16 protein-coding genes are annotated in these 14,613 nt (G+C 68.4%); 12 read left to right on the forward strand and 4 right to left on the reverse strand.

The window, feature by feature from the left end; all coding sequences use genetic code 11:
• Nucleotides 1-18: 18 nt before the first annotated feature.
• The 7 genes from MC45_RS13520 to MC45_RS13550 all read left to right on the forward strand — a co-directional run bounded on the left by MC45_RS13520 (nt 19) and on the right by MC45_RS13550 (nt 6,654).
• Entirely contained in the window at nt 19-327 is a 309-nt protein-coding gene (locus tag MC45_RS13520; protein WP_038664126.1) for a hypothetical protein, read from the forward strand.
• Nucleotides 328-384: 57 nt separating this feature from the next.
• Complete coding sequence (locus MC45_RS13525) at nt 385-1,965, forward strand: lysine--tRNA ligase (protein WP_038664129.1); 1,581 nt, start codon at nt 385-387, stop codon at nt 1,963-1,965.
• Between the two features lie 150 nt (nt 1,966-2,115).
• Nucleotides 2,116-3,324 (forward strand): MFS transporter, encoded by a 1,209-nt coding sequence (locus tag MC45_RS13530; RefSeq protein WP_038664132.1) that lies wholly within the window; start codon nt 2,116-2,118, stop codon nt 3,322-3,324.
• Entirely contained in the window at nt 3,311-4,540 is a 1,230-nt protein-coding gene (locus tag MC45_RS13535) for an MFS transporter (protein WP_038664135.1), read from the forward strand. Before MC45_RS13530 ends, MC45_RS13535 begins: the two co-directional genes overlap by 14 nt.
• A 133-nt stretch (nt 4,541-4,673) precedes the next feature.
• Nucleotides 4,674-5,642: a serine O-acetyltransferase EpsC gene (gene epsC / locus MC45_RS13540; protein ID WP_038664139.1), complete on the forward strand. Its 969-nt coding sequence runs from the start codon at nt 4,674-4,676 to the stop codon at nt 5,640-5,642.
• Entirely contained in the window at nt 5,642-6,421 is a 780-nt protein-coding gene (locus MC45_RS13545; RefSeq protein ID WP_179944542.1) for a gamma-glutamyl-gamma-aminobutyrate hydrolase family protein, read from the forward strand. Before epsC ends, MC45_RS13545 begins: the two co-directional genes overlap by 1 nt.
• Nucleotides 6,418-6,654, forward strand: coding sequence for a hypothetical protein (locus MC45_RS13550; protein ID WP_038664143.1), 237 nt, complete (start codon nt 6,418-6,420; stop codon nt 6,652-6,654). Before MC45_RS13545 ends, MC45_RS13550 begins: the two co-directional genes overlap by 4 nt.
• Before the next feature lie 157 nt (nt 6,655-6,811).
• On the opposite strand, the gene MC45_RS13555 is transcribed toward MC45_RS13550, so the two are convergent.
• The 3 genes from MC45_RS13555 to sucC all read right to left on the reverse strand — a co-directional run bounded on the left by MC45_RS13555 (nt 6,812) and on the right by sucC (nt 9,896).
• Nucleotides 6,812-7,741, reverse strand: coding sequence for an electron transfer flavoprotein subunit alpha/FixB family protein (locus MC45_RS13555; protein WP_038664146.1), 930 nt, complete (start codon nt 7,739-7,741; stop codon nt 6,812-6,814).
• Nucleotides 7,738-8,484, reverse strand: a complete 747-nt coding sequence (locus tag MC45_RS13560) for an electron transfer flavoprotein subunit beta/FixA family protein (RefSeq protein WP_038664148.1) — start codon at nt 8,482-8,484, stop codon at nt 7,738-7,740. The genes MC45_RS13555 and MC45_RS13560 overlap by 4 nt, the downstream gene beginning before the upstream one ends.
• A gap of 212 nt (nt 8,485-8,696) precedes the next feature.
• Complete coding sequence (gene sucC / locus MC45_RS13565; protein WP_038664151.1) at nt 8,697-9,896, reverse strand: ADP-forming succinate--CoA ligase subunit beta; 1,200 nt, start codon at nt 9,894-9,896, stop codon at nt 8,697-8,699.
• A gap of 131 nt (nt 9,897-10,027) precedes the next feature.
• Between sucC and MC45_RS13570 the strand changes: the two genes are divergently transcribed.
• Together MC45_RS13570 and MC45_RS13575 are read left to right on the forward strand one after the other, a co-directional pair.
• Nucleotides 10,028-10,546: a sterol desaturase family protein gene (locus MC45_RS13570; protein ID WP_038664154.1), complete on the forward strand. Its 519-nt coding sequence runs from the start codon at nt 10,028-10,030 to the stop codon at nt 10,544-10,546.
• 24 nt (nt 10,547-10,570) lie between these two features.
• On the forward strand, nt 10,571-10,906 hold the full coding sequence (locus tag MC45_RS13575) for a PilZ domain-containing protein (protein ID WP_038664156.1): 336 nt from the start codon (nt 10,571-10,573) through the stop codon (nt 10,904-10,906).
• A gap of 71 nt (nt 10,907-10,977) precedes the next feature.
• Here the strand turns inward: MC45_RS13575 and MC45_RS13580 are convergent, their stop codons facing one another.
• Entirely contained in the window at nt 10,978-11,913 is a 936-nt protein-coding gene (locus tag MC45_RS13580; protein WP_038664159.1) for a ribose-phosphate pyrophosphokinase, read from the reverse strand.
• A 117-nt stretch (nt 11,914-12,030) separates the two neighbouring features.
• Between MC45_RS13580 and gltX the strand changes: the two genes are divergently transcribed.
• The 3 genes from gltX (at nt 12,031) to MC45_RS13595 (ending at nt 14,598) form a co-directional block, all read left to right on the forward strand.
• Nucleotides 12,031-13,359 carry a glutamate--tRNA ligase gene (gene gltX / locus MC45_RS13585; RefSeq protein WP_038664162.1) on the forward strand — a complete coding sequence of 443 codons (1,329 nt, stop codon included), beginning with the start codon at nt 12,031-12,033 and terminating at the stop codon, nt 13,357-13,359.
• Between the two features lie 141 nt (nt 13,360-13,500).
• Nucleotides 13,501-14,175: an energy transducer TonB gene (locus MC45_RS13590; protein ID WP_038664166.1), complete on the forward strand. Its 675-nt coding sequence runs from the start codon at nt 13,501-13,503 to the stop codon at nt 14,173-14,175.
• A gap of 75 nt (nt 14,176-14,250) precedes the next feature.
• Nucleotides 14,251-14,598 (forward strand): hypothetical protein, encoded by a 348-nt coding sequence (locus MC45_RS13595; protein WP_038664169.1) that lies wholly within the window; start codon nt 14,251-14,253, stop codon nt 14,596-14,598.
• Nucleotides 14,599-14,613: the final 15 nt, after the last annotated feature.

The raw sequence follows: 14,613 nt of genomic DNA on the forward strand, positions 1-14,613 counted from the left end.
TGATAAGGATCAGTCTTTATGCGTACTCTGCTGTTCGCGCTCGGCGCCGTCTCGCTCGCCCTCCCCGCCAGCATCGCGCTGCCGGTCAGCAAGGCCGAGGCGCGCCATCATTACCGCAATTCGCACGAGCGCGGCTATCGTCACGTCAAGCGCTGCCGCCATTCGAGCGGCACCACCGGCCTCGTCGCGGGCGGCGTCGGCGGCGCCTTGCTCGGCAATTCGGTGCTCGGCCATGGTGCGCTCGGCACCGTCGGCGGCGCCGTCGGTGGCGCGTTCGCCGGCCGCGCGATCGACCGCACGATCACCGCGAAGGACCGCTGCCGCTAAGTCCCGCTGTCAAGAGAGTTGCCGTGAGCGCGCGGGGTGCTTAGTCCCGCGCGCACCATGACCGATATCGACCTGCGATCCGCCGCCCTCGACTCCAAGGCCTGGCCCTATGAGGAGGCGCGCAAGCTCCTCAAGCGCTATCCCGACGGCAAGGCGGATGGCAGTCCGATCCTGTTCGAAACCGGCTACGGCCCGTCGGGCCTGCCGCATATCGGCACGTTCAACGAAGTGTTGCGCACGACGATGGTGCGCAACGCCTTCCACGCGCTCTCCGACCAGCCGACGCGGCTGATCGCGTTCAGCGATGATATGGACGGCCTGCGCAAGGTCCCCGACAACGTCCCCAACGGCGACATGCTGCGCGAGCATCTCGGCAAGCCGCTGACGCGCATCCCCGATCCGTTCGGCAAGTTCGACAGTTTCGCCGCGCACAACAATGCGATGCTGCGCCAGTTCCTCGACCGCTTCGGCTTCGATTACGACTTCGCCTCGTCCACCGACTATTACGAGGGCGGCCGCTTCGACGATGCCATCAAGGGCGTGCTGCGCCACTATCGGGGCATCCTCGACGTCATGCTGCCGACGCTGCGCGCCGAGCGCCGCGAGACCTATTCGCCGGTGCTGCCGGTCAGCCCGACCACCGGCATCGTGCTGCAGGTGCCGGTCGAGGTGGTCGACCCGCAAGCCGGCACGATCGCCTTCACCGACGAGAGCGGCGAACGCGTCGTCCAGTCGGCGCTCGGTGGTCTTGCGAAGCTGCAATGGAAGGTCGACTGGGCGATGCGGTGGGTCGCGCTCGGCGTCGATTACGAGATGGCGGGCAAGGACCTGATCGATTCGGTGACGCAAAGCTCCAAGATCGCGCGCGTGCTCGGCGGCCGTCCGCCCGAGGGCTTCAACTACGAGATGTTCCTCGACGAAAAGGGCGAGAAGATCTCCAAGTCGAAGGGCAACGGCCTCAGCCTCGACCAGTGGCTGACCTATGGCCCCGAGGAGAGCCTCGCCTTCTTCGCCTATCGCGAGCCCAAGAAGGCCAAGGCGCTGCATTTCGGCGTCATCCCGCGCGCGGTAGACGATTATTGGCAGTTCCGCGGCAATTACCCGACGCAAGAGGTCGCGCAGCGGCTCGGCAATCCGGTGCATCATATCCACGACGGCAAGGTGCCGACCGCGACGCTGCCGGTCACCTTCGGCCTGCTGCTCAACCTCGTCGGCGTGATGGGCGAGGCGAGCAAGGAGCAGGTCTGGGGCTATCTGCGCAACTACGTCCCCGACGCGACGCCGGAGCGCGATCCCGAACTCGACCGCCTGATCGGCTATGCGCTGGCCTATGCCCGCGATTTCGTTGCGCCGACGCTCAAGCGCCGTGCGCCGGAGGGCGTCGAGGTCGCGGCGCTGCGTCGGCTCGACGCCGATCTCGCCGCCTTGCCCGCCGAGGCGAGCGCCGAGGATATCCAGAACGTCGTCTACGAGATCGGCAAGACCGCCGGCTTCGACACGCTGCGCGACTGGTTCAAGGCGCTCTACGAGACGCTGCTGGGGTCCGAACAGGGCCCGCGGATGGGCAGCTTCATCGCGCTGTACGGCATCGCCAACAGCCGCACGCTGATCGCCGAGGCACTGGCGAAAGCCTCTTAATTCCTCCCCTGCCAAGAGGGCCGGGTTGAACGGCCCCCGGCAATCCAACCTTGCACTCCCGCTACGCGAGGGAAGATTTCCTCACGGAACCACCCCCGCCCGCCGGCCGTTGATTTGCTGCAACGCAGCAACGGCGGCTAAAAGATCCACATGACCCTACGCCAAACCGCCGAGGCCCATCCGGGCCTCGTCCATCTCGCGCTCGCCGTCGGCGGCTTCGCGATCGGTACGACCGAATTCGCGGCGATGAGCCTTGAACCCGATCTCGCGCGCGGGCTCGGCATCGATGCGCCGACCGTCGGTCACGTCATCAGCGCCTATGCGCTCGGCGTCGTCGTCGGCGCGCCGACGATCGCGGTGCTCTCAGCGAAGATGTCGCGACGCACGCTGCTGATCGGGCTGATGGCCTTGTTCGCGATCGGCAATTGCCTGTCCGCCCTCGCGCCGAGCTATGGCTGGATGCTCGTCTTCCGCTTCCTCGCCGGCCTGCCGCACGGCGCCTATTTCGGCATCGCCTCGCTCGTCGCCGCGTCGCTGGTGCCCGCCGACCGGCGGACGCAGGCGGTCGGAAGGGTCATGCTCGGCCTCACCGTCGCGACCATCGTCGGCGTGCCCTTCGCCACCTTGCTCGGCCAGATCGCCAGCTGGCGCTGGGTGTTCGGGCTGGTCGCGCTGCTCGCGCTCACCACCGCCGGCCTCGTCGCGTTGCTCGCGCCGGTCGACGCGCCCGATCGCGATGCCAGCCCGTTGCACGAACTCACCGCGCTGCGCCGCCCGCAGGTGTGGCTGACGCTCGGCATCGGTGCGATCGGCTTCGGCGGCATGTTCGCGGTCTACACCTATCTCGCCGCGACATTGGTCGAGGTCACCGGCCTCACGCCGCGCAGCGTGCCGCTGATGCTCGCCGTGTTCGGCACCGGCATGACGCTCGGCAACCTCGTCGTGCCGCGCTTCGCCGACCGCGCGCTGATGCCGACCGCAGGCGTGCTGCTGCTCTGGTCGGCGGCGGCGCTGTTGCTCTACCCGCTCGCCGCCGGCAACGTCTGGACGATGACGCTCGACGTCTTCGCGATCGGCCTCGGCGGCGCGCTCGGCGCGGTCCTGCAGACGCGGCTGATGGACGTCGCCGGCGACGCACAGTCGCTCGCCGCCGCGCTCAACCATTCGGCGTTCAACACCGCCAATGCGATCGGACCATGGCTCGGCGGCCTCGCCATCGCCGCCGGCTTCGGCTGGACCTCGACCGGCATCGTCGGGTGCGGGCTGGCGCTCGGCGGCCTGGCGATCTGGGGAATCGCGCTCATCGTCGAGCGCGGCCTGCCGGCGTTCGCGATCGGGCGGCGTCATGCCCGCCAGTGACCCGCGGCTGGCGAAGGGGACGCCCGCCTACCGGCGGCTGACCCTCGCCATGCTGTTCGCCGGCTTCTCGACCTTCTCGCTGCTCTATTCGGTGCAGCCGCTGCTGCCGCTGTTCGCCGCCGATTATCACCTCAGCGCCGAAGCGGCGTCGCTGGCGGTGTCGCTCGCCACCGGGCCGCTGGCGATCGGCATCCTGTTCGCCGGCATCCTCTCCGATCGCGTCGGGCGGCGACCGTTGATGGTCGCCGCGATGTTCGCCGCCGGCGCGCTGACCCTCGCCGCCGCGCTGGTGCCGGGCTGGACGACGTTGCTCGCGCTGCGGCTGCTCACCGGCGTCGCGCTCGCCGGCGTGCCTGCGGTGGCGATGGCCTATGTCGCCGAAGAGGTCGACGTCGCCTCGGTCGGTGCGGCGATGGGCCTCTACATCGGTGGCAGCGCGATCGGCGGCATGGGCGGGCGCCTCGTCGCCAGCCTCGTCGCCGATGTCGCCGACTGGCGCTGGGCGCTGGGCAGCGTCGGCCTCGCCGGCCTCGTCATGGCCGAGGCGTTCCGCCGCCTCGCGCCGCCGTCGCACGGCTTCGTCGCCGGCGCCGGCGGCAGTCCGCTCGCCGGTGCCGCGGCGCTGTTCCGCGACCGCGCATTGCCGCTGCTCTATGCCGAGGCGTTTCTGCTGATGGGCGTCTTCGTCACCATCTACAATTACGCCGGCTTCCGCCTGCTCGCCCCGCCCTACGGGCTCAGCCAGGCGGCGGTCGGAGGCGTCTTCCTCCTCTATATCCTCGGCTCGGCGAGTTCGGCGCTGTTCGGTGCCTTCGCCGGCACCGTCGGGCGGCGGCGCGTCTTCTGGTTGCCGATCGTGCTGCTGATCGCCGGCGTCGCCGCGACCGAGGCGCGCGCACTGGTACTCGTCATCCTCGGCATCGCCCTCGTCACGATCGGCTTCTTCGGCGCGCATTCGATCGCGAGCGCCTGGGTCGGCCGCCGCGCGCAGGCCAACCGCGGCCAAGGCGCCGCTTTCTACCTGTTCTTCTATTATCTGGGGTCAAGCGTGCTCGGCTCGGCCGGCGGCTTCGCCTGGACGCACGCCGGCTGGACGGGCGTCGCGCTCTTCTGCCTCGCGCTCGGCGGCCTCGCGCTGCTGCTCGGCGTCGTGCTGGCGCGCATCCCGCCGCTGCCCGACCCCGAAATACGCCAGCCTGCCGCGGTCGAGCCGTGAACCGATGAGTCGTTCTTGGCGACGGGATAGCTTTTCTTCGTATTCCCACTAAGCCGATGGGATATCTTCCACGCTGGAGGTATCGGACGATGACGACGCTGTATTCCGCCGATCGACCGCGCAAGGTGCGCCGGTGACGGCCGCTGCCGCCCCGCTGCCGTCGCGCACCCCCGGCGCCACGCTCGGCGAGGCGGTCGATGCGTTGCGCGCCGCCCGCGCCGATTGGCGCACGCGGCAGACCCCGGCCCGCGCCGCCGCCGCCTTCCCCTCGCGCGGCGCGATCGAGCGTATCGTCCTGCTCTTCGCCGAGGCGCTCTATCCCCGCCGCCTCGGCCTGCAACAGATCGCACCGGCGGACGAGGACCGGTTCGTCGCCGCCAAGCTCGGCAGCGCGTTCACCGAACTGGAGCGCGAGATCGGCCATGAGCTCGGCTATTGGCAGGCGGAGGCGCGCACCGCCTTCGATCCCGACCAGGCCGCGACGATCGTCCGCCTGTTCGCCGACACGCTCGGCGACATCCGCCGGCTGATCGACAGCGATGTCGAGGCCGCCTTCCTCGGCGACCCCGCCGCGGGCAGCACCGACGAGATCCTCGTCTGCTATCCCGGCGCGATCGCCAGCCTGCACCATCGCATCGCGCATCAATTGTACGACCTCGGCGCGCCAATCGTCGCGCGGCTGATCTCCGAACTCGCCAACGAACGCACCGGGATCGACATCCATCCGGGCGCGCGGATCGGCGAACGCTTCTTCATCGATCACGGCACCGGCGTCGTGATCGGCGAAACCGCGATCGTCGGCAACGGCGTGCGCCTCTACCAGCATGTCACGCTCGGTGCGCGCAGTCCGCTCGGCGCCGCGCGGCGCGGTCCGCGCGAACGCTATGCCCGCCATCCGATCGTCGGCGACGATGTCGTCATCTATGCGGGGGCGACGATCCTCGGCCGGGTGACGATCGGCGCGGGCGCGACGATCGGCGGCAACGTCTGGCTGCTCGACGACGTGCCGCCCGGCGGCGTGGTGGTGCAGCCCGAAGCGAAGTTGCTCGCGCCCTCCGCCGGCCATGCATTGCGCGACACGCTCGTCGCGGCGGTGGTGTGATGGGACGCCGCGCCGATCCCGAACGACGCCCGATCATCGGCGTGCTCTGCTGCAACGAGATGGCGGAGCGCCCGGTACAGGCCGTCGCCAGTCGCTTCGTCGCGCCGCTCACCCGCCTCGCCGGTGCGACGGTGCTGCTCGTCCCCGCCCTGCCCGACGCCACCGATGTCGCGACGCTCACCGCGGTGCTCGACGGGCTGCTGCTGACCGGATCGCGCTCGCATGTCGCGCCGTGGCGCTATGGCGCGCGGCCGCTGCCCGACGACCAGATCGTCGATGAGGATCGCGACGAGGTCGCGCTGGCGCTCGCCGGCGGGATGATCGAGGCGGGCAAGCCGGTGTTCGGCATCTGCCGCGGCCTGCAGGAGATCAACGTCCTGTTCGGCGGCAGCCTGTGCGCCGCCGCCGACGCCGGCCGCCATCATCGCGGCGCCTGGTCGGGCGATTACGATTCGCTGTTCCACCACGGCCACGACGTCGAACTGTGCGCGCGCGGCCGGTTGGCCGACGCCACCGGCGTGCAGCGGGTGCGGGTCAATTCGGTCCACCAGCAAGGCATCGACCGTCTCGGCAGCGGCCTGACGGTGGAGGCGATCGCGGCGGACGACGGGCTGATCGAAGCCGTCTCGGCGCGGCCGTGCGGGGCCGACGTGCTCGGCGTCCAATGGCATCCCGAATGGGATACGGCGAACTCTCCTGCGAGCCGCGCCTTCTTTTCCCTGATCGGCGCCGGCCTGCGCGGCGGCACCGACCCAGTTTCAACACGGAGGACTGAATGAAGATCACGATCCTGGCTCCGGCGCTTGCGCTCGCTGCCCTGAGCCTCGCCGCCTGCGGCCCCAAGACCGACGCCGGCAACAATGCCGCCGCCACCGACACGCTGACCCTCAACGAGGAAGGCGACGCCGGCTTGAGCAACAGCGGCGACTTCGCCACCGGTAACGACATCACGCTCGCCAATGACGCGGCCGCCGACAATGCGCTCGCGCCGGCCGCGGGCAACGCACTCTAGACTTTCGGTTCGACGAACACGCCAGGTCAGCTCCCTAGGCGTAGACTGCGGCTCGACATTGCTGGTGTCGGGCCGCTTTTTTGCGTGCGACGCCGCTCCGTATCACGGTCGGGCGCATCGCAGCGGCGAGCAGCCTTCGCTGCCCGCCGCCTTGGCCTCACAGCTTCTCGGTCAGCTCCGGCACGACCTTGAACAGGTCGCCGACCAGGCCGATGTCCGAGACCTGGAAGATCGGCGCATCCTCGTCCTTGTTGATCGCGACGATGACCTTCGAATCCTTCATCCCCGCGAGATGCTGGATCGCGCCCGAAATGCCGACCGCGATATAGACTTCCGGGGCGACGATCTTGCCGGTCTGGCCGACCTGATAGTCGTTGGGGACATAGCCCGCATCAACCGCGGCGCGGCTCGCACCGACGCCGGCGCCGAGCTTGTCGGCGAGCGGCTCGATGATCGAATGGAAGTTCTCGCCATTCTGCAACGCCCGGCCACCCGAGACGATAATCTTCGCGCTGGTCAGCTCGGGCCGCGCGTTCTGCGCGATCTCGGCGTTGACGAAGCGCGACACGCCGGTGTCGCCCTGCGACGCCACCGCCTCGATCTCGCCCGATCCGCCCTCGGTCGCCGCCTTTTCAAAGGCGGTGCCGCGAACGGTGATCACCTTCTTGGCGTCCGACGACTGGACCGTCGCGATCGCATTGCCGGCGTAGATCGGCCGCGTGAACGTGTCCTCGCTCTCGACCGACAGGATGTCGCTGATCTGCATCACGTCGAGCAGCGCGGCGACGCGCGGCGCGACGTTCTTGCCGGTGGTGGTCGATGGCGCGACGAAGGCGTCGTGATGGCCCATCAGCTCGACGACGAGCGGCGCGATATTCTCGGCCAGCGCATGCGCATAGGCGGCATCGTCGGCGACGTGCACCTTGCCGACACCGGCGATCTTCGCCGCCGCCTGCGCGACGCTGTCGACGCCCTGGCCGGCGACCAGCAGATGGACCTCGCCGAGCTGCGACGCGGCGGTCACCGCGGCGAGCGTGGCATCCTTGACGGCGCTGCCGTCGTGTTCGACCCAGACGAGCGTCTTCACTTGGCAATCCCCATCGCATGCAGCTTGGTGACGAGTTCGTCGACATCGGCGACCTTGACGCCCGCCTGGCGCTTGCCCGGTTCGACGACCTTGAGCGTCGTCAGCCGCGGCGTGACGTCGACGCCGTAATCGGCGGCGGTCTTCTGCGCGAGCGGCTTCGACTTGGCCTTCATGATGTTGGGCAGCGACGCATAGCGCGGCTCGTTGAGGCGCAGGTCGGTGGTGACGATCGCCGGCAGCGGGAACGAATCGGTCTCGAGCCCGCCGTCGACCTCGCGCGTCACCGTGACATTGCCGTCGCCCAGCTCGACCTTCGACGCGAACGTCCCCTGGCCCCAGCCGAGCAGGCCGGCGAGCATCTGGCCGGTCTGGTTGTTGTCGTCGTCGATCGCCTGCTTGCCGAGGATGACCAGCTGCGGCTGCTCCTCCTCGACAATCTTGGCGAGGATCTTGGCGACGCCGAGCGGCTCGACCTTGGTGTCGCTGGTGACGAGGATCGCGCGGTCGGCGCCCATCGCCAGCGCGGTGCGCAGCGTCTCCTGCGCCTTGGGCTCGCCGATCGAGACGACGACGATCTCGGTGACGCCCTTGTCCTTCAGGCGGATGGCTTCTTCCACCGCGATCTCGTCGAACGGATTCATACTCATCTTGACGTTCGCCAGATCGACGCCCGTCCCGTCCGCCTTCACGCGAGGCTTCACGTTGTAGTCAAGCACACGCTTGACCGGCACCAGCACCTTCATCAGCTTCCTTCCGATTGCGCCCTCGACACCCGTTTCCGGCGTCGCATCGGCGGGTGAGATGGCTATTTTCCGCGGCTTTCGCAAGTCCGGTACGGGAAATGCCGCTTGCCGTAGCGGCAGTCTTCCTGTGCCAAACGAATCGGGCCCGGACATGATGCCCGGGCCCGAAGATTTTTACGCATCTTCTTCCCCGCGCGGGGAAGCGCGACGGATCACGCCGCCTTCTGCACCTCGGCGACGATCTTCTTGGCGGCATCGCCCAGGTCGTTCGCCGGCACGATCGCGAGGCCCGAATTGGCGAGGATGTCCTTGCCGGCCTGCACGTTGGTGCCTTCGAGGCGGACGACGAGCGGCACCGACAGATTTACTTCCTTCGCCGCGGCGACGATGCCCTCGGCGATGATGTCGCACTTCATGATGCCGCCGAAGATGTTGACCAAGATGCCCTTCACCGCCGGATCGGCGAGGATGATCTTGAACGCCGCGGTTACCTTCTCCTTGTTGGCGCCGCCGCCGACGTCGAGGAAGTTGGCCGGGAACATGCCGTTGAGCTTGATGATGTCCATCGTCGCCATCGCGAGGCCGGCGCCGTTGACCATGCAGCCGATATCGCCGTCGAGCTTGATGTAGGCGAGGTCGTACTTCGACGCCTCCAGCTCCATCGCATCCTCTTCGGTGGTGTCGCGCAGTTCCATCAGGTCCTTGTGACGGAACATCGCGTTGCCGTCGAAGCCGACCTTGGCGTCGAGGACCATCAGCTTGCCATCCTCGGTGACGGCGAGCGGGTTGATCTCGATCTGCTCGGCGTCGGTGCCGAGGAAGGCGTCGTACAGCTTTGACGCGACGTTGGCGGCCTGCTTGGCGAGGTCGCCGGTCAGCTCGAGCGCGGCGGCGACGGCGCGGCCGTGGTGCGGCATGAAGCCGGTCGCGGCGTCGATGTCGATGCTGTGGATCTTCTCGGGCGTGTCGTGGGCGACGGTTTCGATGTCCATGCCACCCTCGGTCGAGGCGACCATCGAGACGCGGCCGGTTGCGCGGTTGACGAGCAGCGCGAGGTAGAATTCCTTGGCGATGTCGACGCCGTCGGTCACGTACAGGCGGTTGACCTGCTTGCCGGCGTCGCCGGTCTGGATCGTCACCAGCGTGTTGCCGAGCATGTCGGTCGCCGCGGCGCGGACCTCCTCGGCGGTCTTGGCGAGGCGGACGCCGCCCTTGGCGTCCGGGCCGAGTTCCTTGAACTTGCCCTTGCCGCGGCCGCCGGCGTGGATCTGCGCCTTGACGACGTAGAGCGGTCCGGGAAGCTTCTCGGTGGCTGCGACGGCCTCTTCGACGCTGAGCGCGGCGAAACCGGCGGGAACGGGGACGCCGAACTTGGCGAGCAGTTCCTTGGCTTGATATTCGTGGATGTTCATGGCCTGCCTCGCGTTATGCTATGAAGAGGAGATTGGTGCGGCCTTTTGCACAGGCGGCGCGCCGAATCCACCCCGGATCGACAACCACGTTCGATCGTTATTGCAATCGCATCGCATTAGACGGAACGCTTATGCCCTGGCTCCACGGCATCCCCCTCTTCCTCGTCACCGTGATCGGCATGGAGGCGTTCGCTTATGCCGCGCACCGCTGGGTGATGCACGGCCCGGGCTGGTTCCTGCACGCGAGCCATCATCGCAAACGGACAGGCGCATGGGAGCTCAACGACCTCTATGCCGCGATCTTCGCGGTGCCGTCGTTCGTTCTGCTGCTCGGCGGGCTGCAATGGGGCTGGTGGCCGGGATTCGTCTGGATCGGCGCGGGGATCGCCGCCTACGGCGCGATCTACTTCGGTTTTCACGACATCATCGTTCACCAGCGGATCCCAACGCGCTATCTCCCGAGATCGGCGTACATGCGTCGCATCGTCCAGGCGCATCGGCTGCATCACGTCGTCGAGACGCGCGAGGGCAACGTCAGCTTCGGCTTCCTCGTCGCGCCGCGACCCGAAGACCTCAAGGCCGAACTCAAACGACGCGGCCGGCAGGGGGTGCGCGCACCGGCCGCGGAGCAGACGTTGGCAGAAAAGTAACCAATCGCTGCCAGTGTCGCGGCCATGGAACAGCCGACCTTCACGCCACCCTACGACCCGGTCGAACCGGGTGAGGAAGCCCGCCAGGCGTTGCGCAAGTCGGTCAAGATGCGGGCGCATCTGCGCGACCGCGGCCAGACGCGATTCGAGATCGAGGTGACCGATCTGTCGCTCTCGGGCTTCCGCGCCGAAACGAGCTTCACCTTGTGGCCGGGAACGGTCGTGTGGCTGACGCTGCCGGGTCTTGCGGGGCTGGAGGCGGTGGTCGCGTGGCGCGACAAGTTCAAATACGGCTGCGCCTTCGCCAAGCCGCTGCATCCGGCGGTGTTCGACCATATCGTCGCGCTCTCGCAACGCTGAGCGGCACGCAGCGACGGGGGCTGTCGCTTACCCCGTGCTGCCTTGGCACAAACGAAACCGCGCGGCGGCCGTCAATCGAACAGCGACGACACGCTGGTCTCGTCGGCGATTCGCTTGATCGCCTCGCCGAGCAGCGGCGCGATCGGCAGGTGGCGGATCTTGGCCGCCTTGCCGATCGATTCGTGATTGCCGATCGAATCGGTGATCACCAGCTCGCGCAGCGCCGAGCCCTCGACCCGCGCCACCGCGCCGCCCGACAGCACGCCGTGCGTGACATAGGCGACGACATCCTCCGCCCCCGCCTCGCGCAGCGCCGCCGCAGCGTTACACAGCGTCCCGGCCGAGTCGACGATATCGTCGATCAGGATGCAGAAGCGCCCCTCGACGTCGCCGATGATGTTCATCACCTCCGATTCGCCGGCGCGTTCGCGCCGCTTGTCGACGATCGCCAGCGGCGCATTGTCGAGTCGCTTGGCGAGCTGGCGCGCGCGCACCACGCCGCCGACGTCGGGCGAGACGACCATCAGGTTCTTGCCCTTGAAGCGCGCGTGGATATCCGCGCTCATCACCGGCGCGGCATAGAGATTGTCGGTCGGAATATCGAAAAAGCCCTGGATCTGACCGGCATGCAGGTCGACCGACAGCACGCGGTCGGCCCCGGCGACGGTAATCAGATTGGCGACCAGCTTGGCCGAGATCGGCGTGCGCGGACCCGGCTTCCGGTCCTGCCGGGCATAGCCCATATAGGGGATCACCGCGGTGATCCGCCGCGCCGACGCGCGCTTGAGCGCGTCGATCATGATGAGCATTTCCATGAGGTTGTCGTTGGCCGGGAAGCCGGTCGACTGGAGCACGAAGACGTCCTCGCCGCGCACGTTCTCCTGGATCTCGACGAAGATCTCCTCGTCGGCGAAGCGGCGGACCAGCGCATCGGTCAGCGGGATCTCGAGATAGGCCGCCACCGCCCGCGCGAGCGGAAGGTTCGAATTGCCGGTCATCAATTTCATTGGTCAGCTCCCGCCCGTATCGCCCCGCGCCTTAGAGCCACCGTCACAAAATCGAAAGCATCGAGACGCGAAGGCCACATGCTTGTCGCCGCGCGGCCGACTGACTAGGCCGCAGCGATGACCGTCACCACCCGCTTCGCCCCCTCGCCCACCGGCATGCTGCACGTTGGCAACATCCGGGCGGCGCTGCACAATTGGATGTTCGCGGGGGGTCAGGGCGGGCGTTTCGTGCTGCGCATCGACGATACCGATGCCGAACGGTCGGAAGAGCGATTCGTCGCGGCGATCCGCGCCGATCTCGCCTGGCTCGGCCTCACCCCCGACGCCGAGGTGCGCCAGTCGGAGCGATTCGCGCTCTACCAGCAGCGGTTCGACGCGCTGGTCGCGGCGGGGCGGATCTATCCAGCCTATGAAACCGCGCAGGAGCTCGATCTCAAGCGCAAGATCCTGCTCGGCCGCGGCCTGCCGCCGGTCTACGACCGCGCCGCGCTCGCGTTGGACGCAGCGGCGCGCTCAGCGCTCGAAGCCGACGGCATCCGCCCGCACTGGCGCTTCAAGCTTGACCATGACGCGCCGATCGCCTGGGACGATCTGATCCGTGGCCCGCAAAGCTTCGATCCGAAGACGATGAGCGATCCGGTGATCCGCCGCGCCGACGGTTCGTGGCTGTATATGCTGCCCTCGGCGATCGACGACGCCGATCTCGGCATCACGCATGTCGTGCGCGGCGAGGACCATGTCTCCAACACCGCGCTGCAATTGCAGATGTTCGACGCGATGGGGGTAGCGCCGCCCCGCTTCGCGCACGAGGCGCTGCTGACCGGCGCGGAGGGCAAATTGTCGAAGCGGCTGGGCTCGCTCGGCGTCGATCATTTCCGCGAGGCGGGGATCGAGCCGCAGGCGGTGATCGCCTTGCTCGCGCGGATCGGCACCAGCGATCCGGTCGAGCCGCTCGCCGATCCCGCGCCGTTGATCGCCGCGTTCGATTTCGCGCGCTTCGGCCGGGCGCCGGCGCGGTTCGACGAAGCGGAACTGGCGCAGGTCAATGCGCGCATCGTCCATCAATTGCCGTTCGATACCGTCGCCGATCGCCTGCCCGCCGGCATGGGCGCGGCGGAATGGGATGCGGTACGCCCCAATCTGACGCGCGTCGCCGAGGCGGCGGACTGGTGGCAGGTGATCGAGGGGCCGATCGCCGCCCCCGCGTTCGACGACGAGACGCGGGCCTATCTGGCGCAGGCCGCCGCCGCCGCGGAGGCGATCGACTGGGCGGGCGACCCGTGGCACGCGCTCACCGCCGCGCTCAAGGAAACGACCGGCCGCAAGGGCAAGGCATTGTTCCTGCCGCTGCGGCAGGCGCTGACCGGCCGCGATCACGGCCCGGACATGGCGGCGCTGCTGCCGCTGATCGGGCGCGACCGCGCACTGGCGCGGCTGTCCGCCTAGCCCGCCGTCCGGGCGCCCACCCCATCGGGCAGGATGACGCTTTGCGCGCCGTGCACCGACACTTGACGCCGTAACGATACAACGTACCATCCATGTACTGCAGGAGAATCGATCGAGTCGCACCCTTCAAGGAGACGGACGATGTACGCCGACCGCTACGCCCAGCCGACCCGTTTCAACCCCGGCGGCCTCACCGCCGCGATCGCGATCAACGCCGCGCTGGTCGCCGCGCTGATGTTCGCCGGCCCGAAGATTCTCCCGGGCGCTCCCGAGCATGTGCTCGAGACCCGCAACATCCCCCTCGACCCGCCGCCGCCCGAACGGCCGGTGCCGCAGCCCCGGCCGCAGGAGCGAGTCGCCAACCATCCGACCGAGCAGATCATCGCGCCGATCCCGCCGATCGCAATCCCGTCGACCTCGGACTTCACCACCAGCGCCGTCGACCCGACCCCGCCCGCCGGTCCGACGATCGGCACCGACCCCGGCCCGGCCGCCGCCGAGCCGGCCGCCCCGCCATTGCCGCCGCTGGTAGGGCCGCAGATCGACCCGCGCTATGCCGACGCCTTCCAGCCGGTCTATCCCGCCGTCGAGCGCCGCGCCAACCGCGACGGCCGCGTCACGGTGCGCGTGCTGATCGGCACCGACGGCCGGGTGAAGCAGATCGAGCGGCTCAGCGCGACCAGCGACGCCTTCTGGCAAGCGACGATGGAGCGCGCCACCCGCGCCTGGCGCTTCAAACCCGCCACCCGCGGCAGCGTGCCGGTCGAGGCGTGGCGGACGATGACGCTGACCTTCCGCATGGAGGATGCGGACTGAGGCGCACGGTCGTCCCACCCGTCGCTTCCCCCCGGGGGGCTGGCCTCGCCGCCCCCCGTCACCTATCTTGCCGCCATGCAGTTCTTCCGCCGCTTCTCGCCGCTCCACGCCTTTCGCGACCTGCGTTTTTTCCTGTCGCAGCGCGAGCCGCGCGATCTCGGCTTTCTGGTGGCGGCGATGGCGGTGACCGGCTTCTTCGTCTACGCTTTCATGCGCAACGACATCCCGCCCGAGCCGTATCAGCCCAACATCATCTACTTCAAGAATTACGCCGCCAATCGCACCGATGCGCAGATCAAGGCGCAGCAGGAGATCGACAAGGTCGAGCAGGACCAGCGCATCGCCGCGCAAAAGGCGCGCGAGGAGAAATTGCGCAGCCAGTTCAAGACGGTCGACGACGCGATGTCCAAGTGGGGGCTGTAAGTAGCGGCGACGACG

Origin of the sequence: Sphingomonas taxi (assembly GCF_000764535.1) — a bacterium.
In the GTDB taxonomy this organism is placed as follows: domain Bacteria; phylum Pseudomonadota; class Alphaproteobacteria; order Sphingomonadales; family Sphingomonadaceae; genus Sphingomonas; species Sphingomonas taxi.

Bases quoted from the DNA above. Each gene is read 5' to 3' on its own strand.
- MC45_RS13545 (WP_179944542.1), top strand. From the start codon at position 5,642: ATGGGACGCCGCGCCGATCCCGAACGACGCCCGATCATCGGCGTGCTC.
- MC45_RS13590 (WP_038664166.1), top strand. From the start codon at position 13,501: ATGTACGCCGACCGCTACGCCCAGCCGACCCGTTTCAACCCCGGCGGC.
- MC45_RS13535 (WP_038664135.1), top strand. From the start codon at position 3,311: ATGCCCGCCAGTGACCCGCGGCTGGCGAAGGGGACGCCCGCCTACCGG.
- MC45_RS13530 (WP_038664132.1), top strand. From the start codon at position 2,116: ATGACCCTACGCCAAACCGCCGAGGCCCATCCGGGCCTCGTCCATCTC.
- sucC (WP_038664151.1), bottom strand. From the start codon at position 9,896: ATGAACATCCACGAATATCAAGCCAAGGAACTGCTCGCCAAGTTCGGC.
- MC45_RS13570 (WP_038664154.1), top strand. From the start codon at position 10,028: ATGCCCTGGCTCCACGGCATCCCCCTCTTCCTCGTCACCGTGATCGGC.
- MC45_RS13520 (WP_038664126.1), top strand. From the start codon at position 19: ATGCGTACTCTGCTGTTCGCGCTCGGCGCCGTCTCGCTCGCCCTCCCC.
- MC45_RS13580 (WP_038664159.1), bottom strand. From the start codon at position 11,913: ATGAAATTGATGACCGGCAATTCGAACCTTCCGCTCGCGCGGGCGGTG.
- gltX (WP_038664162.1), top strand. From the start codon at position 12,031: ATGACCGTCACCACCCGCTTCGCCCCCTCGCCCACCGGCATGCTGCAC.
- MC45_RS13560 (WP_038664148.1), bottom strand. From the start codon at position 8,484: ATGAAGGTGCTGGTGCCGGTCAAGCGTGTGCTTGACTACAACGTGAAG.
- MC45_RS13595 (WP_038664169.1), top strand. From the start codon at position 14,251: ATGCAGTTCTTCCGCCGCTTCTCGCCGCTCCACGCCTTTCGCGACCTG.
- MC45_RS13575 (WP_038664156.1), top strand. From the start codon at position 10,571: ATGGAACAGCCGACCTTCACGCCACCCTACGACCCGGTCGAACCGGGT.
- MC45_RS13550 (WP_038664143.1), top strand. From the start codon at position 6,418: ATGAAGATCACGATCCTGGCTCCGGCGCTTGCGCTCGCTGCCCTGAGC.
- MC45_RS13525 (WP_038664129.1), top strand. From the start codon at position 385: ATGACCGATATCGACCTGCGATCCGCCGCCCTCGACTCCAAGGCCTGG.